We start from the raw sequence: 22,624 nt of genomic DNA on the forward strand, positions 1-22,624 counted from the left end.
AAACCTTTGTCGGACACAATTGTCCTGGCAACAAAAGTTGCCAAATCCCCTGACGGGGGAAATTACCAATATTTGGCACTGGCTTTTACAAGCACCCTGTTGAGTTCTCAAAAAACAAACACACACCGTACCCGGCCCCCTAAGAGGCCCTGTAGCGGGGCAACTTCACTACCTTACCCGACCGGATCCGAATGGTCAAGCACTTTGTGCCGGACCGTTCAAGTCTGACCAGTTCCCACCCACAGTGACTCCGCCGTCTCCGGCTGGGGTCTTGCAGGAGGTCCGCCGAGACCGGCCGGCTCGGACCGCTCTCGCGCTCCTTGCCCGCCCGGCTCCTCGCCGGCCTAGCTACTTTACCTTCTCAGTGTCCGGAGTTCAAATCCCGTTTCCGGCGATCAAAGCTCCGTTCACTCCGTTGACCGAGACTTAAAAGCCCTGGTCAACCGCCTGGCGGACCGGCCGTTTTGTCCGGTGTCCCGCAGGCAGAGAGAAAGTTACGGGTCATGGACGTGCCGCGTCAAATCGGCGGACGTTGACTCACGTCACACGGTCGACCGCGCGAACTATGGCGGCGACGGGGTTCAATGGCTGACATGTCCCAGGACGGCTCGTCTGGCCTGCTGTTCCCCATGTGGCAGTTGGTGATCGGGGGCTGCGTCCTGGCCGCCGTGCTGCTGTCGATCGTGCCGTTACTGCGTCGGGGCCCAACCCGGATGTCCCGCGCACTCATCGTCATCGGCGGCACCGCACTGGCCATCGCGGCGGTCGGCGTCATGTTCGCCGGTCACTGAGCCTCGCCTCGATCGCGGGGCCCGGCGTCACTGCCGAGTGCGGCGCCGAGCCCCGTGAGAGCCACGAGGCGGCCCCGGATTCGACCGGTACGGGTCCGGGCCACGGCTGATCATCATCGGCCGTGCCAGCGCCGTCCACGCGGTGTTCACACACGGACAGTCGCGGCGCGGCCACGCGGGAAGCCGTCGGACACGGCGCGAATCCCGCGCCGGCGCGGAAGCCATGGGTTCCGCGCGGAGCGCGCCGGCGCGGACGCCATCTGCACCGCGCGGAGCGCGCCGGCTCAGCCGAGCGGGAGCCGCCGGTTGGCCAGGCTGGGCAGCTCCGCCCGGATGGCGTCGAGCCGATCGAAATCGAGGTCGGCGACGGTCACTCCAACCTGATCGGGGGCCTGCGCCAGAACCGTGCCCCAGGGGTCGATGACCATGCTCCGGCCGAAGCAGGTGCGCCCGGGTTCGTGATCGCCGATCTGGCCGGCTGCCACCACGAAGCACTGGTTCTCGATGGCGCGGGCGCGCAGCAGCACCTCCCAGTGGTCCCGGCCGGTGTGCAGCATGAAGGCCGCCGGTACCACCAGGATCGACGCGCCGTCGACGACGGCGAGATGCCGGTACAACTCGGGGAAGCGCAGGTCGTAGCAGATGGACAGGCCGACCGTCCGGTCCTTCACCCGCAGCGAGACCGGAGTGGAGCCTGGCGCGACCGACGCGGACTCCAGATAGGACACTCGCCCCGGGATCTCGACGTCGTACAGGTGGATCTTCCGGTACACGGCGGCCAGGTCGCCGTTCGGGTCAAAGACGAGCGAGGTGTTGTACGTGTGAGCGGGATCCGGCCCGGCCTCGTGAAAGGAGCCGGCGTGCACCCACATCGACAGCTCCCGCGCGGCGTCGGCGAAGAACTGGCCGTACTCGCCGTCGATCGGCTCGGGCTTGGGCAGTTCCGCGGCGCGGCCGAGGTAGTCGGTGAACTCGGGGAGCACGGCGAGGTCCGCGCCAGCGGCGGCGGCCCGCTCGAGCAGGGATCGGGCGACGGCAAGATTGGCCGACCGGTCGTCCCGGGAGTTGAGCTGGCAGACTGCGACCCGCATGCCGCCCAGCCTAAGTCGCCCGTGAGTCGCCGTCGACCGCCGCGCGATCAAGCCCGGGACGGCGCAGCCGGCCAAGCCGGGACGGCTCTGGCCCGGCCGGGTCTCAGGTCGCGACGAGCACGAGAGCGACGGCGGCGAGGCCGAGACCGACGAACTGGACGACCCGCACCCGCTCCCGGTCCACCGCCAGCGCGAGCAGCACCGTGCTGACCGGGTACAGCGCGGCGACCGGGGCCACCACGGACAGCAGGTCACGATCCGCGGCCTGCACGTAGAGCACGTTGGCCAGGATGTCCAGCGGCCCGGCGACGGTGGCCCAGCGCAGCGACTGACGGGTCAGGCGCAGACTCGTGCGGGTGCGGGCGGAGACCAGCAGGCCCGCCCCGACCGACGCGAACCGCACCGCGAGCAGCGGCCACAGCCCGGCGGAGGTGCCACCGGTCCGGCCGAGCAGGGTGAAGAAGATGCCGAACATCGCGCCGGACGTCAACGCGAGCGCCACGAGCCGGGGCGTCACCTTGGTCCGCCCGCCCCCGGTCAGGCTCACCATCCCGATGGCGACGATGGCGCAGCCCGCCCCGAGCAACTGGAGCACGGACGGCGTACGTTCGAGGATCAGTCCGGCGATCAGCGGTACCAGCGCCGACCCCACCGCGGTGACGGGGGCGAAGATGGCCATCGCGCCCTGGGCCAGCCCCCCGTAGAGCAGCAGGATGCCGATGAATCCCGCCAACCCGGCGAGCAGTCCCCAGCCGAACGCCCCCACGCTCGGCGAGCCGCCCCCGATCACCACCAGCGCGAGAGCGAGCAGCGGCAGGCCCCAGAGCTGGGACAGGACGGTGACGGTCAGGGCATTGCCGCGCTGGGTCGCCTTGCCGCCGCAGAAGTCGCTCGTACCCCAAACGGCTGCCGACGCGCCCGCGAGCAGGATAGGCAGCACGACGAGTTTGTAACATGATATTGACTGCGGAGGACAGTGTGTTGACCGACACAAAGGGTCTGGTTCAGGGCGAGCCGGCGCGGAGCGCCAACGGGGTGGACGCGGTTACCGCGGCGGTCGCCCGGCACGTGCGCGCGCTGCGGCACGCCCATGGCTGGTCCCTGGACGAGTTGTCGGGCCGCTCCGGAGTCAGCAAGGGCATGGTCGTTCAGATCGAGGGCGGCAAGACCAATCCCAGCATCGGCACCCTCTGCCGGGTCGCTGACGCGTTCGGGGTCTCGGTCGCCCGGCTGCTCGAGCCGGATCAGCCGGAGCCGGTACGGGTGACCGACGCAGCCTCGGCTCCGCTGCTCTGGCGCGGCGAGCGGGGTGGCTTCGCGCGGCTACTCGCCGGCCGGGGCGACCCCACCTTCATGGAGCTGTGGGAGTGGCAGCTGCGCCCCGGCGACGAGCACCTCTCGCCCGACCACGCGCCCTCGACCCGGGAGCTTCTACACGTCCTCGACGGTGAACTGCTCATCACCGTCCGCGGGGTGGATCACCGGGTACGGCGGGGCGAGACCATCGACTTCCTGGCCGACCGGGCGCACGCCTATCGCAACGACGGCGACGCTCCGGTCCGCCTACTCATGATCGTGCTCATGCCACAGGGCGGCTTCGACCGCCGCGGCTGAGGGTCAGGCCGACTTCTCCTCGCGGTCACGCGCCCGCCGCCGGCCCACGAACTCGCGCGGCACGATCGTCGGGTTCACGTTCTCCAGGACGACCTCGCGGGTGATCAGGACCCGGGCCGCGTTCGGGTTGCTGGGCACCTCGTACATCACGGAGAGAAGAACCTCTTCCATGATCGCTCGGAGCCCGCGGGCGCCGGTGCCGCGCAGGTTGGCCTGGTCGGCGATGGCGTCCAGCGCGTCGGGCTCGAACTCCAGCTCGACCCCGTCCAGCTCGAACAGGCGCTGGTACTGCTTGACCAGGGCGTTGCGCGGCTCGGTCAGGATCCGCACCAGCGCGTCGCGGTCGAGGCTGCGCACATTCGTGATCACCGGGAGCCGCCCGATGAACTCCGGGATCAGCCCGAACTTGAGCATGTCCTCGGGCATCACCTGGGCGAAGACGTCGTCCAGCGAGCGCTCGGTGATCGAGCGGAGGTTGGCGCCGAAGCCGAGGCCGCCCTTGCCCACCCGGGACTCGATGATCCGGTCCAGTCCGGCGAACGCGCCGCCGCAGATGAACAGCACGTTGGTGGTGTCGATCTGGATGAACTCCTGGTGGGGGTGCTTGCGCCCGCCCTGGGGAGGAACGTTGGCGACGGTGCCCTCGAGGATCTTCAAGAGCGCCTGCTGGACTCCCTCGCCGGAGACGTCCCGGGTGATCGACGGGTTCTCCGACTTACGCGCGATCTTGTCGACCTCGTCGATGTAGATGATCCCGGTCTCGGCGCGCTTGATGTCGTAGTCGGCCGCCTGGATCAGCTTCAGCAGGATGTTCTCGACGTCCTCGCCGACGTAGCCGGCCTCCGTCAGCGCGGTCGCGTCCGCGATCGCGAACGGCACGTTGAGCATCCGGGCGAGGGTCTGCGCCAGGTGGGTCTTGCCGCAACCGGTGGGCCCGATCAGCAGGATGTTGGACTTGGCCAGCTCGACGCCGGAATCGCCGGGGCCGCCGCCCGATTCGGCCTGGATCCGCTTGTAGTGGTTGTAGACCGCTACCGCGAGGGCCTTCTTGGCCTGGTCCTGGCCGACCACGTACTGGTCGAGGAACTCACAGATCTCGATCGGCTTTGGCAGCTCGTCCCACTTGACGTCCGGGGACTCCGCGAGCTCTTCCTCGATGATCTCATTACAGAGATCGATGCACTCATCGCAAATGTAGACCCCTGGGCCCGCGATGAGCTTCTTGACCTGCTTCTGCGACTTCCCGCAGAAGGAACACTTCAGTAGGTCGCCGCCGTCGCCGATCCGTGCCACCTACGTTCTCCCCTGCTGTGATGGGCCCCAATATCCCAAGGCGCTGGGCAGCGGTCGGCACGCCGTGTGGCGGCCGGTCTCTGGGTCATCCGACGCCCAGGTCCGGGGTTCTGGACCGACTTACAGACTCGACGTTACCCGGTCCGGAGGCGAAGTTGTCGACCCCGGACCGGGTGTCGTGGTAACACTTCGGCGATGGTCGCCGTTTCACTTGCTGGTGACGAGCGCCTTCTTGCGGCTCTTGAGCACCTGGTCGACCAAACCATACTCCTGGGCCTCGACCGCGGTCAGGAACTTGTCGCGATCGATGTCCCGGCGCACCTTCTCGACCGGCTGGTCGGAGTGCCGGGAAAGCATCTCCTCCAGCTGAGTGCGCATCCGGAGGATCTCCCGGGCCTGGATCTCGATGTCCGAGCCCTGGGCGAACCCTCCCTCGGTGGCCGGCTGGTGGATGATGATCCGGGAGTTCGGCAGCGCCATCCGCTTGCCGGCCGTGCCGGCGGCGAGGAGCACCGCGGCGGCGCTGGCCGCCTGGCCCAGGCACACGGTCTGGATGTCGGGCCGGACGAACTGCATGGTGTCGTAGATCGCGGTCATCGCGGTGAACGAGCCACCCGGCGAGTTGATGTACATCACGATGTCCCGGTCCGGATCGGCCGACTCCAGCGTCAACAGCTGGGCCATCACATCGTTGGCCGACGCGTCGTCGATCTGCACGCCGAGGAAGATGATCCGCTCCTCGAACATCTTGTTGTACGGGTTGGATTCCTTGATCCCGTACGACGTGCGCTCGACGAACGACGGGAGGACATAGCGGTTGTAGACGTCCACGATTGGATTGTCCTCCTCTTACTGCAGGGTGCCAGCGCCGGACGGAACCTGGCCCGCTACGGTGATGACTCGGTCGATGAAGCCGTAGTCCTTCGCCTCTTCGGCGGTGAACCAGCGGTCGCGATCGGAGTCCGTCTCGATCTGCTCCTGGGCCTGGCCGGTGTGGAAGGCGACCCGCTCCTGGAACATCCGCTTGGTGTAGAGCATCTGCTCCGCCTGGATCGCGATGTCCGCCGCCGTACCGCCGATGCCGCCGGACGGCTGGTGCATCATGATCCGCGCGTGCGGCAGCGCGTACCGCTTGCCCTGAGCGCCGGCGCACAGCAGGAGCTGGCCCATGGAGGCGGCCATCCCCATCGCGACGGTCGCCACGTCGTTGGACACGTACTGCATGACGTCGTAGATGGCGAAGCCGCTGTAGACCGATCCGCCGGGCGAGTTGATGTAGAGCCAGATGTCGCGGGATTCGTCCTCGGCCGCGAGCAGCAGCAACTGGGCGCAGATCCGGTTGGCGACCTGGTCGGTCACCTCGCTGCCGAGGAAGATGATGCGCTCGCGCAGCAGCCGGTTGAACACCGCGTCGTCGAGGTTGCCGCCAAGTTGGTCGGCGCTGCGCGCCGTGGGAATGATCAGGTCGGTCATGGCAGCCCTTCGCGTCCAAAGAATCCGAATCGGAGCTCCGGATCCGCACCGGCCACAGGGCCGGTGAAATCCCTCCGTACGCCCGACACTAACCGGTGGTTCGGACGGGAACTCCCTTCCACGGCTACTGTTCGCTCAAAGCGCACGTCCGGCGGACGCGCCGCCCGCTCTCAGTGCTCGTGGCCCTCGTGGTCGTGGCCCTCGTGATCGTGGCCCTCGTGGTTGTGCTCCGCCGCCGCCACCTCGCCGCGCAGGTCGTCCAGGCTGATCTCGTTCCCGGCGCTGTCGCTGATCTTGATGTGCTCCAGTACCTGTGCCAACGCCTTACCCCGGCGAACGTCGCCATAGACAGCGGCGGCCATCCCGGACCGGACGAGCTGGTCGTAGTACTGCTGGGGAGCGACACCCACGCGCTGGGCGCGGTGCACGATCTCGTGGCCGAACTCGTCGTCCGTGACCTCGATCTCATCCCGGTCGGCCAGCGTGTCCAGCAGCAGCTGGATCTTGACGCCCTCGGTGGCCGACTCGGTGAGCTCCTTGTCCACGTCCTCGGCGGACTTGCCCTCGGCGGCGAAATACTCGTCCATCGAGGCGCCCATGCGCTCCAGCTCGTCGGCCATGGCCTGCTTGCGCTGCTCGACCTCGTCGCGCACGATGCCGTCCGGCGCCGGCACCTCCGCCGCCTTGACCAGCTCCTCCAGGGCCTTGTCGCGGGCCGAGTAGAGCTGCTCGACGCGCTTGGCCCGAGTCAGCCGGGTCCGCAGGTCCTCCCGCAGCTCGTCCAGCGTGTCGAACTCGCTGGCCAGCTGGGCGAAGTCGTCGTCCAGCGGCGGGAGCTCCTTCTCCTTGACGGTCCGCACGGTCACCGCCACGTCGGCGTCCTTGCCGGCGAACTCGCCACCGACCAGCTGGGTCGTGAAGGAGGCCGACTCGTTGGCCGACAGGCCGCCGAGCACCTCGTCGAGGCCCGGCAGCAGTTGGTTGCTGCCCACCTCGTGGGAGATGTTGGTGGCCGACCCGCCCGGCACCTCCTGGCCGTCCGCGGTCGCCGCGAGATCGATCTGGACGTAGTCGCCGACCTGGGCGGCCCGCTCCACGGTCTTCAGCGTCGCGAACCGCTCACGCAGCGCGCTGACCTGGTCGTCGATCTCGTTGTCGCCGATCTGGATCTCGTCGACGGTCACCGCGATGCCCTCGAGGTCCGGCAAGTTGATCTCGGGGCGCACGTCGAGCTCGGCGGTGAAGCACAGCGGCTGCCCGTCGGAGAAATCGGTGATCTCGACCTCGGGACGGCCGAGGCTCTTGACCTCGTGCTCCTGCACGGCGGCGACGATCTGGGTCGGGATGGCGTCCTGGACGGCCTCGTTGAGCACGGTGCCACGCCCGACCCGCTGGTCGATGACGGACGCCGGCACCTTGCCCCGCCGGAAGCCGGGGACGTTGACCTGGGAGGCGATCTCCCGGTACGCCTTCTTCAGGCTCGGCTCGAGCTCGGCGAACGGCACCTCGATGGCAAGCTTCACCCTGGTTGGGCTCAGAGTCTCGACGGTGCTCTTCACGGCGTACTCCTTGTGATCTGCAGAAATTGGGGCTCGGTCGAGTGTAGGCGAGGCGACACGCGCGGTGCCCAGCCGGGCGCCGCACACGCCCCGGCCCCGGCCACGAGTCGGGGTGGCGGGATTTGAACCCACGGCCCCTCGCTCCCAAAGCGAGTGCGCTACCAAACTGCGCCACACCCCGTAGCGTGGGTGAAGTGTAAGGGGTCGGGCGGGGTGTCCGCTTGTCGGGTTCATCGCACCCGCCCCCAGACCCGCCGGAACTGGTTCGGCGGAGACGCCGGTCTACTTGTACGCTAGGGACGCCCCGGACGATCGGGGCGTCGCGGCCGTAGCTCAATGGCAGAGCTTCAGTCTTCCAAACTGACGGTGCGGGTTCGATTCCCGTCGGCCGCTCTTTTACTCCCGTTGCTGGTCAGGGCCGGTTTCCGGCCCGTGGCGCTCGGCTGGCGCGCTGGGAGATCAATACCACCTATGCTGAAATGTCCCATTCGGGCATTAACTCGCGAATGGCCGGCTCCGCCTACAGGTCCCGGCGCATGGCCGTGCGTGGCCAGCGGTCCAGGCCGTGCTCGGCCTCCCGGCGGCGGATCGCCCGCAGGCCCGGCGTGAGGTCCGACTCGTCGAGGCACCGGAAGCCGCACCGCAGGTAGTACGGCGCGTTCCAGGGCACCTTCACGAAGGTGGTCAGGGTCAGCGCGGGCACCCCGTCCGCCGCGGCCAGCCGGGCCACCTGCTCCAGCAGCGACCGGCCGATCCTCCGGCCGGCGTGGTCCGGGTGCACCGACACCTGCTCGATGTGGACGTTGCCGTCGACCGGGTCCCAGATCAGGTACGCGATCGGCGCGTCCGCCCCGTCCGAGGCCGCCCAGGCCCGACCGTCCGCCTGGTATTCGGCCAGCACCTCGACCGGAAACGGCTCGTCATCGGCGATCTCCGGCATGCCGACGTCCCGGAAGCACAGCCCGGCGGCCCGCTCGATGTCCCGCAGGACGTCCAACTCGCCCACGCGCACCGGCCGGATCGGCATCGGACAAGGGTACCGGCGCGGCCCGGCGGTAGGGATCTCCGCGCTACGCGACGCGCGCCGTGTACTCGTGGAATCCCGCCACCCGCCCGTCGGACATCACGAAGATGATGCAGTGCCGCCCCTCGTACGGCCGGCGGAAAAGGGTGCCCTTGCCGTGATCCTCGAAGATGACCCGGTCGCCGTCGATGACCCGGAGGAGCACCTCCGATTCGACGATCCGGTTGCCCTCGTCGCCGAACTGGTCGAGGAAGACCATCAGCTTCTGCCGCCCGTCAGCGCCCGTGTAGTGCCCGGCACTCGGCGGGTACGGCCAGACCAGGTCCACCTCGTCGGCCAGAACTTCATGGAATCCCTGCCACTGCCCGTCGCGCAGGCCGCCGAGGTACAGCCCGTACGCCTTGTCGGCCTGGGCGCCAACGTCCGATGTCATGACATGCCCGCTACCCGCTGATCCCCCAGTCAATCTCACAGGGCCGGTCCAGCGCCGCGTTGCGACCCGTTCATTTTTCGGACGACTGCGCGGTGGTTCCGATTCAGGTACCGCTCCTACGTTTCGGCCGTGCGCCGCGATCGCCATCGTTTGCCGCGGCGCGAATCCAGCAGCTTCAGAGAGCGGGCGTGCTATGGCATTGAGCTCGAATCCATTAGGTATCCGCGGACGCGGAATAGCGATAGGCGCGAGCGTGCTGCTTGGCACCGCCGCGCTGGTGGCGACCGGAAGCGGGCCGGCCGCGGCGGCGGACGGGTTCACCCCGGGCGATCTGGTGGTGTACCGGGTAGGTGACGGCAGCACGGCGCTGTCCAGCGCCGCCGCACCGGTGTTCCTCGACGAGTACTCGCCGGACGGCACGCTGGTGACGTCGGTGCCGCTGCCGACGGCGGCCAGCGGCGCCAACAACCCGCTGGTGGCCAGCGGTTCGGCCACGTCCGAGGGGCTGCTCACGCTGTCGGCCGACGGCCGGTACCTGATCGCGCCGGGGTACGACGCGGCGGTGGGTACCAAGAAGATCGCCGACACCGACTCGGCGAGCACGCCGCGCACCGTCGCCCGGGTGGACGCCTCCGGTGCCGTGGACACCACCACCGCGCTGACCGACTTCTCCACCGCCAACAACCCGCGCTCGGCGACCAGCAGCAACGGCACCGACCTGTGGGTCGGCGGGGCGGCCGGCGGACCCCGGTACGCCACGCTGGGCGCCTCGACCTCGACGCAGCTGGACAGCGGCACGTTCAAGAACGTCCGGCAGGTGTCGGTGGTGGACGGCCAGCTCTACGCCTCGGCCGACCCGACCAAGGCCGGGCTGACCATCGGTACGGTCGGCAGCGGCCTGCCCACCACCGCCGGGCAGGCGGTGACCAACCTTCCGTTCGCGACCCCGCCCGGCGACCCGTACTCGTACTCGCTGCTCACCCTGGCCGGCCCGACGGGCACGGCCGGCGACGGCACCCCGGACACCCTGTACGAGGCCGACCTCACCGCCGGCGCCGTGGTCAAGTACGGCCTGGTGGACGGCTCCTGGGTGGCGGAGGGTTCGGTGCCGGTGACCGGCGCCGCCGGGCTGACCGCCAACGACGACAACGGCACCGTCACGATCTACGCGACCAGCAGCGGGGACGGCACCACCGGCACGCTGTACAAGATCACTGACGACAGCGGGATCGGCGGCACGCTGGACGGCACCGCGACCACGATCGCCACGTTGCCGGCGAACGAGGCCGCCCGGGGCGTCGCCTTCACGCCCGGCACGGTGATCGGGTCCGGCGGCGGCGTGGTCAAGCCGCCGACGACCAAGCCGACCATCACCACGCCCCGCGCCGCGCTGCCGGCCGCGCTCGGCGACCCGACCAACCCCACCCTGCCGATCACGGTCGGCGACGCCAACGCCGCCGCCGACCTGCTGACCGTCGCCGCCACCTCGTCGGACACCACGGTGGCACCGACCTCCGGGATCTCGGTCACCGGTACCGGCGCCGACCGCACGCTGACGGTGACGCCCGGCGCCGTGGGCGACTCGACGATCACGCTGACCGTCAAGGCGCCGGACGGCACCTCGGCCAGCACCCAGATCCGGTACGGCGTCTCCGCCGACCTCACGGCCGCGGTCACCGCGGCCGGCGGGCAGGACCCGCGGTACTACTCCGGCGCGGGCAACGCCTCGACGGCGGTGGACGTGGGCGGCGGGTACGCCATCGTGGCCGACGACGAGAACAGCGTGCTGCGGCTGTACGACCTGGGCCACTCGGGCGCCCCGGTGAAGACCTTCGACTTCAGCGACCAGCTGCCGCTGGGCGGCACCGAGGTGGACATCGAATCGGTGGCGCGCTCCGGGGACACCCTCTACTGGGAGGGGTCGCTGTCCACCAGCTCCAGTGGGGCCACCGCACCGGCCCGCAGCACGCTGTTCGCCACCCGGATCTCCGGTACCGGGGCGGACACCACGCTGAGCTACGTCGGCAGCTACACCGGCCTGCTGTCCGACCTGGTCGCCTGGGACCAGAACAACGGCCACGGCCTGGGCGCCAACTACCTCGGCCTGGCCGCCTCGTCGGCCGCCGGGGTGGACGGGCACGAGGCCGACGCGCTCAACGTCGAGGGGCTGGAGTTCGCGACCGACGGCTCGACCGCGTACCTCGCGTTCCGGGCTCCGCTGGAGCCCACCACCGACCGGCATCTGGCCATGCTGGTACCGGTGACGAACTTCGCCGCGCTGCCGACCGCCGGCAACCCGGGGTCGGTGCACGCCACGTTCGGCGCGCCCATCTTCTTCGACCTGGGCGGGCTGGGCATCCGGGACATCCGGCGCAACGCCGACGGCCAGTACCTGATCATCGCCGGCACCGCGGACGACACCAACGCCGGCTTCGCCCTGTACACCTGGGACGGCAACCCGGCGCACGCACCGCGCAAGACCGGGACCGCGCTGCCGCAGCTGCCCTCGGCCGACAACCTCGGCGCCTGGGAGACCATCGTCAGCGTGCCGGACCCGCTGGTCGCGGGCGCCCCGGTCCAGCTCATCCAGGACGACGGCGACGTGGTCTTCTACGGTGACGGCCTGACCTCCAAGGCCGGCATCGTCACCGACCTGCAGAAGGACCTCGGCGTGGTGTTCAGTTACGCCCCGCCGGCCGCCCAGGCGACCACCGTGTCGGTGGCGGCGAGCGCGAACCCGGCGACGCCCGGCAAGGCGGTGACGCTCACCGCCACGGTGCGCGGTGCGGCCGGCACCGGAACGCCGACCGGCACGGTGACCTTCTCGGTCACCGGCGCCGACGGCTCGACCGTGGACTGCGCCTCCTCGAACACCGCCCCGGTGTCCGCCGCCGGCATCGCCACCTGCACCCTGCCGGCCGGGGCCCTGCACGCCTCGGGGTCGGCCTACACGGCCGGCGCCAGCTACTCGGGCAGCGCCGACTTCGCACCCAGCGGCGGCACCCTGCGCGAGACGGTGGCGGGCACAGCGACGGTCACCAACGCGCTGGTGGCGCCGACCCGTACCCGGGCCGGGCTGCCGGTGGCGGTGCTGGTCGCGGTCACTCCGACCCGGATCGCCCCGTCGCTGGTGACCGGTACGGTCATGGTCACGGTCACCGACGGCAGCGGCCGCGTGGCCTACTCCACGCACGCCAACCTGCTGCCGATCCTGCCGCTGGGCGTGATCACCGTGCCGGGCAGCGCGCTGACCGCCGGAAACTACACACTGACGGTCACCTACCTGGGCAACGCCGGCGGCTGGCGCGCGAGCGCCCGCCGCCGGCTTTGTTCCGGTAGGTAGATTCCGGGCGTGACGCTGAATGGTTCGACCCCGGCCGACGGCCCCACCCCAGGCCCCGAACGGCCGACGGCCGCCGGCCAGGACTCGGCGGGGGGCCCGGGCGGGGAGCGTTCGGGGCGCCCCGGGCCAGTGCAGTCGGCCATCTTCACCGGCGTGATCGGTGCTCTCGCGGGCGCCGCGCTGACCGCGCACTGGGGCGGGTCGGCGGTCGCCGTGGGCGCTCCGGCCGGCGCCGTCGTCGTGGCCGCCGTGGACGCGGTGGCCCGGGCCCGGCAGCGCACCGCCGAGATCCCGGCGCTGTGGGCGCGCATCGTGATGAGCGGCGCGCTGGCGGCCTCGCTCGGCTGGCTGGTCGGGTGGCTGACCGGCGCCGGGCCGCTGCTGGTCGGGATCGCGGCCGGCCTGGTCACCGGGCTGCTCGGGCTGCGGCCGCAGAAGGTGATCATGGGCCCCGTGCTCGGCGCGGCCCTGGGCGGGATCGCGCTCGCCACCGGCTGGACCGTACCGGCCTCGGTGATGGCGGCGGCCACGGTGGTGCTGTTCCGGGTGCTGTCGGCCGCGCTGTTCCGGGACGCGCAGGTGAGCCTGCTCGCCGAGCGGGTACCAGCGTCCGACCTGCCGTTCGTGGTACCGGTGCCGGCGCGCACCAGGTACGTGGGCACCGGGTACGTCCGGGATCTGGCCGAGGTGCTCGGTGGCCGGTACACGGCACAGGCGCCCGGCGTCGGCATCGTGGCCTCGCTCGACGAGCTGGCCGGGCCGGGCTTCGACCCGTCCGGAGTCCACCCGCTGGTGCGGGAGTTCTACGAGCACACGACCCGGTTCGCGCTCGACATCGTGCCGAGCTGGCGGCTCTGGGTGCGACCGGGATACCTGCTGTACCGCACCCTGTTGGCGCGCCCCCTCGGGCAGGCCAACCTGCCGATGAACCAGCGGGAGACGCTGCGCGGCGTACACAGCCGGATCGACACCATCAGCGGCGTGGATGGCGTGATCACCGTACGCGGCTGGATCCGCTCCTTCGCCGACACCGACGAGCCCATCTACGTCGGCATCTACACCACATACCGGTTCGACGGCCGGGGGTACGTCAGCGTCGGCTTCCCGGTCCCCGAGGCGAGCTTCACCGCCACGCTGGAGCCGTGCTCGCGTGAGGACGGCGGACTGACCCTGCGCAGCCGGGGCGAGACCAGCCACGCCGGCCACTACCTGACCCACGTCGACCGGAACACGCGGGCGCTGACCACGCTGGCCGTGCACGGCTTCGCCGAGCAGTTGGACGTCTACGTCCGGGACGGCCAGCTACGGGCGGAGCACGAATTCTGGGTCTTCGGGCTGCCCTTCCTCGTGCTGCACTACCGCCTGACCGGCAAGCCGGCCGGACAGGGCTAGGCCAGCGCGACCGGTTCGCCGCGACGGATCAGCGTCGCGACCAGGTGCCGGTGCTCGGGCGCCACGCGGGTGGCCAGTGCCTCGGTCACGTGCTGCTCGGGCAGTTCGGCGAGGCCCTCCCGGGCGGGCGAGGCCGGCAGCGCGGACAGCGCCACGCGGGCCCGGTCCGCCCAGTCGTACGCGGCGGCGACGGTGGGGGTCACCCCGTGCTCCAGGGCGGTCCGGTAGAGCGCGGCGATCCGCTCGGGCGGCAGGTCCGGCCCGAGCGCCACGCCGTCCCGCCGCGCGGCCAGCAGCAGCGGCGGCGTGTACACGCCCTGTGCCGCGTCGTGCCGCACCGGCTTGCCACACAGTGCCGGCGTGGAGACCACGTCCAGTAGGTCGTCGACCAGCTGGAACACGATGCCGAAACAGTCCCCGAACCGGGCCAGCGCCCGCACCCCGGCCACCGGTAGCCCGGAGCACAGCGCGCCGAGTTCGCACGCGGCCCGGATCAGCGAGCCGGTCTTGCCGCGGATCACCCGCAGGTACTCCTCGTCGGTGATGGTCAGGTACCGGTTGGCCGTCTCGCGGGCCTGGCCGTCGCACAGGTCCAGGTACGCCTCGTGCCATACCGCGGCGGCCTCCTGGCCGACCTGGACGATCAGCCGGCCGCCGACCCCGAACAGGTAGTCCCCGCCGAGCAGCGCGCCGGCCACCCCGCTGGTGTGGTGCAGGGTGGGCTCGCCGCCCCGGAACTTCGCGCCGTCCATGAGGTCGTCGTGTACCAGGGTGCTGCGGTGCAGCAGCTCGATGGCCGCGGCACAGGTCAGCGCCGTGGAAAGGTCGAGTATCGGCCCACAGCGCGCGGACGCCAGCACCAGGCCGGGCCGGATCCGCTTGCCCGGGCGGCGCAGCAGCCGCCCGAGTTCGGCGTCCAGCCAGGGCACGCCGCTGGTCGCGGCCGAGGTCACCAGGCCGTCCAGTTCCCGTTGCAGTGACTCGTCCAGGCCGGTCGGACCCGACGCGAACCGGCTACCGCTGGCCAACCTGACCACCACACCCTATCCGCATCAATGGGTCGATTCATGTCAATCGATCGGGAACCGGTAAGATCGCGCGGTCGAATGATACCGATCAACTTCGTGCGGCCGACACTGCCCGTATTGACTCGTTCACCAAGAGCGGCAACGCGCCATTTGATCTTGTGTAGCCAAGTTTGATCATGCAATACTTCCACGCATTGCTCCTAGTTGATCACTTGTTGCGACCACGTTGGGGGCCTCGGCATGGTGTCCACTCCGCGCAGGAGCGTCGACCGGCAGCACCCCGAACGGCAGCGCCCCGACCGGCCCACCACCATCCCGGCGTACCGGACCCTGCCCGGGCTGTTCCGAGCGCCGCTGCGCACGCTCACCGACATCGGCCAGCGCGCCGGCGGATCGCTGGTACGGGTCGACCTCGGGCTGGTCCGCCCGTACCTGGTCTGGCGGCCGGAGCACGTGCAGCACGTGCTGGTCGACCACGCGGACAACTACCTGCGTGACGGCATGATGTGGAAACCGCTGCGCCGGCTGATCGGGCACGGCCTGGCCAGCGGGGGCCCCGAGTGGCAGCCCCGCCGCAGGCTCATCCAGCCGATGTTCTCGGCCCACAACATCGCCACGCTCATCGACCTCATGTCCGAGACCATCGCCGAGGCGGTGGCCGAACTGGACCCCGTCGCCCGCACCGGCAGGCCGGTCGACGCGTGCCTGACCATGACCAGGATCGTCAACCGCGCGGTTATCCGGGCATTCTTCGGCGACCGGATCAGCGCACCGGACGCCGACCGCCTCGGGCAGGCCATCGCGGTCGCGTTCACCTCGCTCGGCCCGCGCATGCTCCTGCCGTTCGTACCGGACGGCGTGCCGGTGCCCGGCGACCGGGCCTTCGCCCGCGCGGTGCGCACCGTCGACGACATCATGTTCCCGCTGGTGCGCCAGTGCCGGGAACAGGGTGCCGGGGACAGCGACATCGCCTCGCTGCTGTGCCGGGCCACGGACGAGAACGGCGGACACCTGGACGACCGGCAGGTACGCGACGACGTGGTGGCCATGTTCGTCGGCGGCAGCGAGACCACCGCCGTCGCGTTGACCTGGCTGTGGATCGTGCTGGACCAGCGTCCGGACGTGGCCGCCAGGCTGTACGAGGAGATCGACGGGGTGGTCGGCTCCGGGACCGCGGGGCGGGAACACCTCGGCGGCCTGCGTTACACCGGCCTCGTCCTGCAGGAGCTGCTGCGCCTGTACCCGGTCGGCTGGATCATCCCGCGCACCGCCGCGCGGCCCGACGTCATCGACGGCGTACGCGTCCGGGGCGGCGCCCCGATCATCATCAGCCCGTACCTGACCCACCGGTCACCGCGGCTGTGGGAGCGCCCCGACGAGTTCGATCCGGAGCGCTTCGCGCCGGACCGCCGAGCGGGACAGCACCGCTTCGCGTACTACCCGTTCAGCGGTGGCGCGCACCGCTGCCTGGGCAGCCACTTCTTCACGGTCGAGGCGCAGCTCATCGTGGCCGCGCTGCTGGCCCGGTTCCGCCCGGCCCGCGGCGAGTCCGGGCCGGTGGCACCGCGCGCCGCCGTCAACCTGCGCCCGAACCGGCCGATCGACCTGGTGTTCGCGGCCAAGCCGGGCGGCCCGGTCCGCTCCCGGCCTAGACCCAGTAGTCGGAGACCGGGTAGAAGCCCATGTTGAACCGCACCTGACGGGACAGGTACCCGGCCAGGCCGGCCTGCTCGGGGGGAAGGCCACGCAGCAGCGCGTCGCACTCGTCGGCGAACTCCACGATCCGCCGGCTCACCGCGTCCCTGCTCACCCCCAGCATCAACACGTTGAGGTCGCCCCAGCGGACGTCCCGGTCGTAGGAGCCGAGATCGTTGATCAGCCGGATGGCGTTCTGGACGGCGCCGGCCGCCGCGCGCAGCGTCTCGACGTGCCCGGGCCGCCCGTCCGGCGCGTTGGTCGCCCAATGCGCCGCGAAGACGAAGGAGAAGCCGAGGTTGTCGGCGTTGGCGAGGTACTCGTCGAGGGTCGGGGAGGCGCCGGAGTCCTTCCAGTCCCACTCCCGTGCCATCGCGGTCAGCATCAGGTCCAGCTCCCCGCGCCAGATGGCGAGCAGGTCCGGGTGGGCGGGCGCGGCAACCAGCCGGTCGCGCAGCTCGGCCAGCAGCCCCGCCAGGGCGTCGTCGGGGGCCGGCGCTCCACCCGAGGCCACCTCGCGGCAGCGTCGCACGACGTCGTCCACCTCGGCCCGCGACCGGGCGACGTGGTCGATCAGCCGGTCGACGCCGAACGCCCACAGCGCGGCGCGGTTCGTGACCCGCAGCCCGGACGCGTCCAGCCACGGCGCGCAGCACGCGTTCGCCATCGCGATGGTGCCGAACACCGCCGGCTCGAACGGCTTGGCCGGAAACAGCCGCGGGTACGCCGCCGCGCAGTCCCGCAGGTCGCGCTGGCTCTGGCCGGCGACCGCACCGATCCGACCCAGCTGCGAGGCCGCGGGCGCGGACTCGACCACGTCTGGCAGTACCACCGGTACTCCTTCCCCGCCGTCCCTCGCCGACCCGTCAATCGCGCCGACCCCCGGAGGCTAACGTGATCTATACACCCGCGACCGCCCGGTCCGCCGCCGACTCGGAGGCGTTGCGAAACAAGCCATCCGGGCCGCTCGACGTGTCCGCCGAGGCTCGCGAGCTGCTGACCGGGCTGCTGGCCGCGCCGTGGGGGCAGATCTCCCCGTCGGTGTACGAGACGGGCCGACTGGTCGCCCTGGCACCGTGGCTGGCCGGGCATCCGGAGCGGGTGGAGTTCCTGTGTGGCACCCAGGGCTCCGACGGAGCGTGGCCCGGCCCGGACGGCTACGCGCTGGTACCCACGCTGAGCGCGACGGAGGCGCTGCTCGGCATCCTGATCGGCGAGCCGCAACGCGGTACGCCGACCGATCGGCTGGTCACATCCGTCCACAAGGGACTCGATGCCTGCCACCGACTACTGTCCACTTTGGGCGGTGACGCGCTGCCGGACACCCCGGCCATCGAGCTGATCGTGCCGGCCCTGACCGCCGCCCTGAACGAGCACCTCGACCGGCTGCCCGACCCGACGCCGCCGGGACTGGCCGCCTGGCGTGGTCGCGCGCGGCTGCCGTTGCCGCCGGGCGTCGACGCCTCGCTGCTCGCCGGGCTGCGGGCGCGGCTTGCCGGCCCCACCGACGTACCGCTCAAGTTGTTGCATTCGCTGGAGATTCTCGGCGGCGCCGGCCGGGTACGGGTCGGCCACACCGGAACCGTCGGAGCCTCACCCGCCGCCACCGCCGCGTGGCTGGCAGCCGAACGGCGCGACCCGGCCGGCATGAACTACCTGGAAACCGTTGTGGCCACACACGGTGGGCCGGTGCCCAGCGTCATTCCGATCACCATGTTCGAACGTTCCTGGGTGCTGTCCGGGCTGCACCATGCCGGGCTGAATCCGGCCGGACTGGACGCCGCCACCACCGGCCGGCTGCTCGACGAGCTGTCGGCCGCTCTCGGCCCGGCCGGCGCGTCTGGCGGCACGGGCCTGCCGCCAGACGCCGACACCACGTCCGTCGTGCTGCTGACACTCGCCCAACTCGGGCGACGGCCGGACGTCGACTGCCTGTGGAACTTCCAGGCAGACGATCATTTTTGCGTGTGGCCCGGGGAGCGCACCACCTCGCCCACCGCGAACGCGCACGTGCTGGAGACCCTTGGACATCACCTGACGCATCGCGTGACGGCGCCCGAACGTTACACCGCCGCCGTACGATCCGTCGCGGACTGGCTCAGCCAGCGGCAGCGGCCGGACGGCAGCTGGTCGGACAAGTGGCACGCCTCCCCGTACTACGCCACCGCCTGCTGCGCGCTGGCGCTGCACCGGTACGGCGGCCGGGCCGGCACGGCCGCGGTGGATCGGGCGATCGACTTCGTAATGTCCACTCAGGACAGTGGCGGCGGCTGGGGCCGGTGGGGCGCCACCGCCGAGGAGACCGGGTACGCGCTGCAGGTGTTGCTGGTGGCCGCACCCGGTCGCGGCGATGCCCAGGCGGCCCGCGGGTACCGGTATCTGCGCGCGACGTACGGCCAGCGGGCCGACCCACCGCTGTGGCATGACAAAGATCTCTACCTGCCCGCCGCGGTGGTCCGCGGCGGCGTGCTCGCCGCGCTCGCGCTTGCTTCGGGCAACCCGGCCGTGGCCGGCGAGGGCTGATCCAACCGCCTTCCGTTCATCGGTTGACGGCAATGGACACGGGGTTCGCGCGCCGGCCCCGCGTCGCTTCCTCGCGCCTTGAGAGACGCCCCGGACGCTGCTACCGTGCCCGGGTGCCCGGACGCCGACGGGTGGCGGTGTTGGTCTTGTCCGCGTGATCCTCCGACAGCGGACGGGTGGTCCTGGAAACTAACCCCTCTAGCCTGGCCGGGGATGCGTCGATGAAATCCCGCAGCTTGCACGTGCGCACCAAGGTTCTGGCCCTGCTGCTGTCGCTCGCCGCGCTCTGGGTGTTCGCGGCGTTCGTGACAGTGCGCGACGGCCTGAACCTGCTCTGGGTCAACACCATGAACGAGAAGATCGGTAAGCCGAACACCTCGTTGGTCGAAGATCTCCAGCAGGAGCGCCGGCTGTCCGTGGTTTACCTCGCCACTCACGACCAGGCACAGCACCAGGCGCTGGTGGCGCAGCGAGCCCGCACGGACGAGGCGCTCAAGCGGTTCCGCGAATCCACCGACGGTCGGGACGTGCACTGGGCCGCGAGCGACGAGCTGGAAGCCCGGATCGGCCAGGCGATCACGAGCCTCGCCGGCATCGGCCAGATCCGTGGCCAGGTCGACGGGCTGCGGACCGACCGGAGCCAGGCGGCGACCGTGTACACCAACGTCATCGACGTACAGTTCCGCGTCTATGGCTCGCTGACCTCCTTTTCCAGCCAGGACATCGCCAAGGAGGCGAGCACCCTCGTCGCCCTCGACCAGGCCCGCGAGGTGCTGTCACAGGAGGACACACTGGTCGCCGGCGCCCTGTCGGCCGGCCGGTTCACCCCCGTCGAACTGCAGCAGTACGTGCAGCTCGTCGGCCTGCAGCAGTACCTGTACGCGCAGGCCGAGGCCGCACTGCCGACCGCGCTGCACGCCAAGTACCAGCGGATGGTCACCGGTACGGACTACGCGCGGTTCACCGACGTGGAGAACCACCTGCGCACCGAGGCCCGGGCCGGGCAGACGCCCCCGGTGACCGCGGTCGCCTGGCAGGATGCGATCAACCCGGTCAACGAGGCGCTGAGCGGCCTGGTCATCGACGGCGCCAACGAGGCCGTGCACGATGCCGAGCCGGCGGCCATCTGGGTGCTCGTCCGGCTGTTCCTGGCCGGCGGCCTCGGCCTGCTCGCCGTCATCGCGTCCATCATCGTGTCCGTCACCACCGCCCGGGACCTGGTCCGGCAGCTGGAGCGGTTGCGCACCGCCGCCCGCGAGCTGGCCGAACGGCGCCTGCCCGCGGTGGTGGCCCGGCTGCAGCACGGCGACGAGGTCGACGTCGCGGCCGAGGCACCGCCGTTGGAGTTCGGCAACGACGAGATCGGCCAGCTCGGGCAGGCGTTCAACGCGGTACAGGAGACCGCGGTCCGGGTCGCCGTCGAGCAGGCCGAGCTGCGCCGCGGCGTCCGGGATGTGTTCCTGAGCCTGGCCCGGCGCAGCCAGGCGCTGGTGCACCGGCAGCTGCAGCTGCTGGACACCATGGAGCGCCGGGACCACGACGCCGAGGAGCTCGACGAGATCTTCCGGATCGACCACCTGGCGACCCGCATGCGACGCAACGCGGAGAACCTGATCGTGCTGTCCGGATCGGTGGCCGGGCGCGGCTGGCGCAACCCGGTGCCGATGGTGGACGTGATCCGCGGCGCGGTGGCCGAGGTGGAGGAGTATTCCCGGGTCAGCGTGTTGCCGATCGAGTCGGCGGCGCTGGCGGGTCGGGCCGTCGGCGACGTCATCCACCTGCTCGCCGAGCTGATCGAGAACGCGGTGTCGTTCTCCCCGCCGTACACCAACGTCCAGGTCGGCGGCGCGCTGGTGGCCAACGGCTTCGCCGTGGAGATCGAGGACCGCGGCCTGGGCATGTCCGAGTCCGACCTGGTCAGCGCCAACGAGCAGCTGGCCGAGCCGCCGGAGTTCAACCTGTCGAGCACCGCGCAGCTGGGCCTGTACGTGGTCGGCCGGCTCGCCGAGCGGCACGGCGTCAAGGTACGGCTGCGGGAGTCGCCATACGGGGGCACCACCGCGATCGTGCTCATCCCGACCAGCCTGGTGGTCGACCCGCAGGACGCGGCGGTGCGCCGCCGAGCGGGACGCACCCCGGGCGGCGAGCGGCCGGGGACGCCGGGACCGGACGGTACCGCCGGCATCGCACCGGCACCGACCAGCCCGGCACCGAGCAATCCGGCACCAAGCAACTCGGCATCAACCAGCCCGGCACCGACCAGCCCGGCACCGCGCCCGACCCCCACCGGCTCGGGCCCGCGCCCCACGGCGGGGCCCGACGGGCAGCTGAACGGCGCGGCGCCCGGCCCCCGGCCGCACGCCACCCCGGCGGCGGACCGGCAGGGCGGGCAGCGGGTGGCCGAGCCGACCGCGGTGCGGCCGTCGAGCCGCCCGGAGGCGACTGGCACGGCCGGCGCGGCGACGGGCGCGCGGGCTGGCACGGATCGGGCTGGCACCGACCCGGCAGGCGTGCATTCCGCCGTGACGGAGGAGATCCCCATGCAGCCGATCGGCCCCGCCGGCACGATGGGCCCGACCGGCCAGCTGAGCGCGCCGAACCAAGCGAGCGCGCCGAACCAGGCAAGCCCGACGAGCCCGACGAGACCGACCGTGAGTCCCCCGGCGCAGGGGGCCGAGCGGTTGCCGCGCCGGAACGCCACGGTGCAGCCCCGGCCCGAGTCCGACGAGCCGGTCGTCCTCACCGCCGCCGGCCTGCCCTTCCGGCGCAGGCAGGCCAACCTCGCCGCGCCGCTGCGCGGGGAGCCGCCGACCGACAAGCCGGACGCCGACCGGCCGGCGCAGCCGGCCCGACGGCCGGAGGAGATCCGCCGGATGATGTCCTCTTACCAGTCCGGTACCCGGCGGGGCCGCGCTGCGGCGAGCGAGGTGAGCCCAACCGATCCGGCCGGCCCCGGTCCAACCCGCCCCGACCCAGCCGGGCCCGATCCAGCCGGCCTCACCGATTCGACCGGACCCAGCGACTCCACCGGACCCACCGACCCCACCGGACCCATCGGCTCCACCGGGCCCAGTGGCGAGCCCAGCCCTAGGGACGATGCCAGCCCTAGGGACGAGGCCAGCCCTGGCGGCGAGGCCGGGCCCAAGGGTTCGATCGGCTCTACCGACTCGACCGGCGCTCCGACCGGGCAACCCGCCGTCGACCGCGCGAGCCGCCGGCCGCCCGAATCACCCGGCGGCCACGCACCCGCGCCGGGGACGCCGGCCCCGCCACGGCCGCCGACGGAGCCGGCCGGCGATCAGCAGTCGTGAGCCAGCCGAAAACCCGTATGCCGGCCCCGGTTCGCGCCAACGACCCGGGGCAGC

General features: G+C 71.2%; 17 protein-coding genes and 2 tRNA genes. 8 read left to right on the forward strand and 11 right to left on the reverse strand.

From position 1 onward, the window contains the following. Positions 1 to 593: 593 nt before the first annotated feature. Positions 594 to 791 (forward strand): hypothetical protein, encoded by a 198-nt coding sequence (locus tag ABEA87_RS10020; protein WP_345628234.1) that lies wholly within the window; start codon positions 594 to 596, stop codon positions 789 to 791. Between the two features lie 284 nt (positions 792 to 1,075). Here ABEA87_RS10020 and ABEA87_RS10025 read toward each other — a convergent pair whose 3' ends face one another. Both ABEA87_RS10025 and ABEA87_RS10030 read right to left on the reverse strand, forming a co-directional pair. After that, positions 1,076 to 1,882, reverse strand: coding sequence for a carbon-nitrogen hydrolase family protein (locus tag ABEA87_RS10025; protein ID WP_345628236.1), 807 nt, complete (start codon positions 1,880 to 1,882; stop codon positions 1,076 to 1,078). 103 nt (positions 1,883 to 1,985) lie between these two features. After that, complete coding sequence (locus ABEA87_RS10030; RefSeq protein ID WP_345628238.1) at positions 1,986 to 2,822, reverse strand: DMT family transporter; 837 nt, start codon at positions 2,820 to 2,822, stop codon at positions 1,986 to 1,988. Positions 2,823 to 2,863: 41 nt separating this feature from the next. Here ABEA87_RS10030 and ABEA87_RS10035 point away from each other — a divergent pair, with 41 nt between their 5' ends. Beyond that, a complete protein-coding gene (locus ABEA87_RS10035) occupies positions 2,864 to 3,496 on the forward strand; it encodes a helix-turn-helix domain-containing protein (RefSeq protein ID WP_345628240.1) in 633 nt (210 codons plus the stop codon). A gap of 3 nt (positions 3,497 to 3,499) precedes the next feature. Here the strand turns inward: ABEA87_RS10035 and clpX are convergent, their stop codons facing one another. From clpX to ABEA87_RS10060, 5 genes are all read right to left on the reverse strand, one after another. Further along, positions 3,500 to 4,789 (reverse strand): ATP-dependent Clp protease ATP-binding subunit ClpX, encoded by a 1,290-nt coding sequence (clpX, locus tag ABEA87_RS10040; protein WP_345628242.1) that lies wholly within the window; start codon positions 4,787 to 4,789, stop codon positions 3,500 to 3,502. Between the two features lie 207 nt (positions 4,790 to 4,996). Then, positions 4,997 to 5,620 (reverse strand): ATP-dependent Clp protease proteolytic subunit, encoded by a 624-nt coding sequence (locus ABEA87_RS10045; protein ID WP_345628244.1) that lies wholly within the window; start codon positions 5,618 to 5,620, stop codon positions 4,997 to 4,999. A gap of 18 nt (positions 5,621 to 5,638) precedes the next feature. Continuing rightward, positions 5,639 to 6,262 carry a ClpP family protease gene (locus ABEA87_RS10050; protein ID WP_345628246.1) on the reverse strand — a complete coding sequence of 208 codons (624 nt, stop codon included), beginning with the start codon at positions 6,260 to 6,262 and terminating at the stop codon, positions 5,639 to 5,641. 170 nt (positions 6,263 to 6,432) lie between these two features. Further along, positions 6,433 to 7,821 carry a trigger factor gene (gene tig / locus ABEA87_RS10055; RefSeq protein ID WP_345628248.1) on the reverse strand — a complete coding sequence of 463 codons (1,389 nt, stop codon included), beginning with the start codon at positions 7,819 to 7,821 and terminating at the stop codon, positions 6,433 to 6,435. A gap of 107 nt (positions 7,822 to 7,928) precedes the next feature. Then, positions 7,929 to 8,002 (reverse strand) — tRNA-Pro (locus ABEA87_RS10060). Positions 8,003 to 8,143: 141 nt separating this feature from the next. Between ABEA87_RS10060 and ABEA87_RS10065 the strand changes: the two genes are divergently transcribed. Next, positions 8,144 to 8,214 (forward strand) — tRNA-Gly (locus ABEA87_RS10065). A 127-nt stretch (positions 8,215 to 8,341) separates the two neighbouring features. Here the strand turns inward: ABEA87_RS10065 and ABEA87_RS10070 are convergent. Beyond that, positions 8,342 to 8,848 carry a GNAT family N-acetyltransferase gene (locus tag ABEA87_RS10070; protein WP_345628250.1) on the reverse strand — a complete coding sequence of 169 codons (507 nt, stop codon included), beginning with the start codon at positions 8,846 to 8,848 and terminating at the stop codon, positions 8,342 to 8,344. A 43-nt stretch (positions 8,849 to 8,891) separates the two neighbouring features. Next, complete coding sequence (locus tag ABEA87_RS10075; protein WP_345628252.1) at positions 8,892 to 9,278, reverse strand: nuclear transport factor 2 family protein; 387 nt, start codon at positions 9,276 to 9,278, stop codon at positions 8,892 to 8,894. 253 nt (positions 9,279 to 9,531) lie between these two features. Here ABEA87_RS10075 and ABEA87_RS10080 point away from each other — a divergent pair, with 253 nt between their 5' ends. Continuing rightward, positions 9,532 to 12,621, forward strand: coding sequence for a beta strand repeat-containing protein (locus tag ABEA87_RS10080; RefSeq protein WP_345628254.1), 3,090 nt, complete (start codon positions 9,532 to 9,534; stop codon positions 12,619 to 12,621). A 9-nt stretch (positions 12,622 to 12,630) separates the two neighbouring features. Then, the gene (locus tag ABEA87_RS10085) at positions 12,631 to 14,013 is read left to right on the forward strand and encodes a hypothetical protein (RefSeq protein ID WP_345628264.1); all 1,383 of its coding nucleotides are present in this window, start codon (positions 12,631 to 12,633) and stop codon (positions 14,011 to 14,013) included. Here ABEA87_RS10085 and ABEA87_RS10090 read toward each other — a convergent pair. Next, positions 14,010 to 15,053: a polyprenyl synthetase family protein gene (locus ABEA87_RS10090; protein ID WP_345628265.1), complete on the reverse strand. Its 1,044-nt coding sequence runs from the start codon at positions 15,051 to 15,053 to the stop codon at positions 14,010 to 14,012. The two genes, ABEA87_RS10085 and ABEA87_RS10090, sit on opposite strands and share 4 nt — an antisense overlap. Before the next feature lie 228 nt (positions 15,054 to 15,281). On the opposite strand from ABEA87_RS10090, the gene ABEA87_RS10095 reads away from it, so the two are divergent. Then, positions 15,282 to 16,730, forward strand: coding sequence for a cytochrome P450 (locus ABEA87_RS10095; RefSeq protein WP_345628266.1), 1,449 nt, complete (start codon positions 15,282 to 15,284; stop codon positions 16,728 to 16,730). On the opposite strand, the gene ABEA87_RS10100 is transcribed toward ABEA87_RS10095, so the two are convergent. After that, positions 16,690 to 17,568 carry a terpene synthase family protein gene (locus ABEA87_RS10100; RefSeq protein ID WP_345628267.1) on the reverse strand — a complete coding sequence of 293 codons (879 nt, stop codon included), beginning with the start codon at positions 17,566 to 17,568 and terminating at the stop codon, positions 16,690 to 16,692. The two genes, ABEA87_RS10095 and ABEA87_RS10100, sit on opposite strands and share 41 nt — an antisense overlap. A gap of 62 nt (positions 17,569 to 17,630) precedes the next feature. On the opposite strand from ABEA87_RS10100, the gene ABEA87_RS10105 reads away from it, so the two are divergent. Both ABEA87_RS10105 and ABEA87_RS10110 read left to right on the forward strand, forming a co-directional pair. Beyond that, positions 17,631 to 19,259, forward strand: coding sequence for a prenyltransferase/squalene oxidase repeat-containing protein (locus ABEA87_RS10105; RefSeq protein WP_345628268.1), 1,629 nt, complete (start codon positions 17,631 to 17,633; stop codon positions 19,257 to 19,259). A gap of 221 nt (positions 19,260 to 19,480) precedes the next feature. Further along, on the forward strand, positions 19,481 to 22,570 hold the full coding sequence (locus ABEA87_RS10110) for a sensor histidine kinase (RefSeq protein ID WP_345628269.1): 3,090 nt from the start codon (positions 19,481 to 19,483) through the stop codon (positions 22,568 to 22,570). The last annotated feature ends 54 nt before the right edge of the window (positions 22,571 to 22,624 follow it).

The organism is Rugosimonospora acidiphila (genome assembly GCF_039543385.1).
Lineage (GTDB): Bacteria > Actinomycetota > Actinomycetes > Mycobacteriales > Micromonosporaceae > Rugosimonospora > Rugosimonospora acidiphila.

What these genes read in the sequence shown, in the direction of transcription:
- ABEA87_RS10020 (WP_345628234.1), top strand. Translation starts at nt 594, where the DNA reads ATGTCCCAGGACGGCTCGTCTGGCCTGCTGTTCCCCATGTGGCAGTTG.
- ABEA87_RS10025 (WP_345628236.1), bottom strand. Translation starts at nt 1,882, where the DNA reads ATGCGGGTCGCAGTCTGCCAGCTCAACTCCCGGGACGACCGGTCGGCC.
- ABEA87_RS10050 (WP_345628246.1), bottom strand. Translation starts at nt 6,262, where the DNA reads ATGACCGACCTGATCATTCCCACGGCGCGCAGCGCCGACCAACTTGGC.
- ABEA87_RS10070 (WP_345628250.1), bottom strand. Translation starts at nt 8,848, where the DNA reads ATGCCGATCCGGCCGGTGCGCGTGGGCGAGTTGGACGTCCTGCGGGAC.
- ABEA87_RS10075 (WP_345628252.1), bottom strand. Translation starts at nt 9,278, where the DNA reads ATGACATCGGACGTTGGCGCCCAGGCCGACAAGGCGTACGGGCTGTAC.
- ABEA87_RS10095 (WP_345628266.1), top strand. Translation starts at nt 15,282, where the DNA reads ATGGTGTCCACTCCGCGCAGGAGCGTCGACCGGCAGCACCCCGAACGG.
- ABEA87_RS10110 (WP_345628269.1), top strand. Translation starts at nt 19,481, where the DNA reads ATGAAATCCCGCAGCTTGCACGTGCGCACCAAGGTTCTGGCCCTGCTG.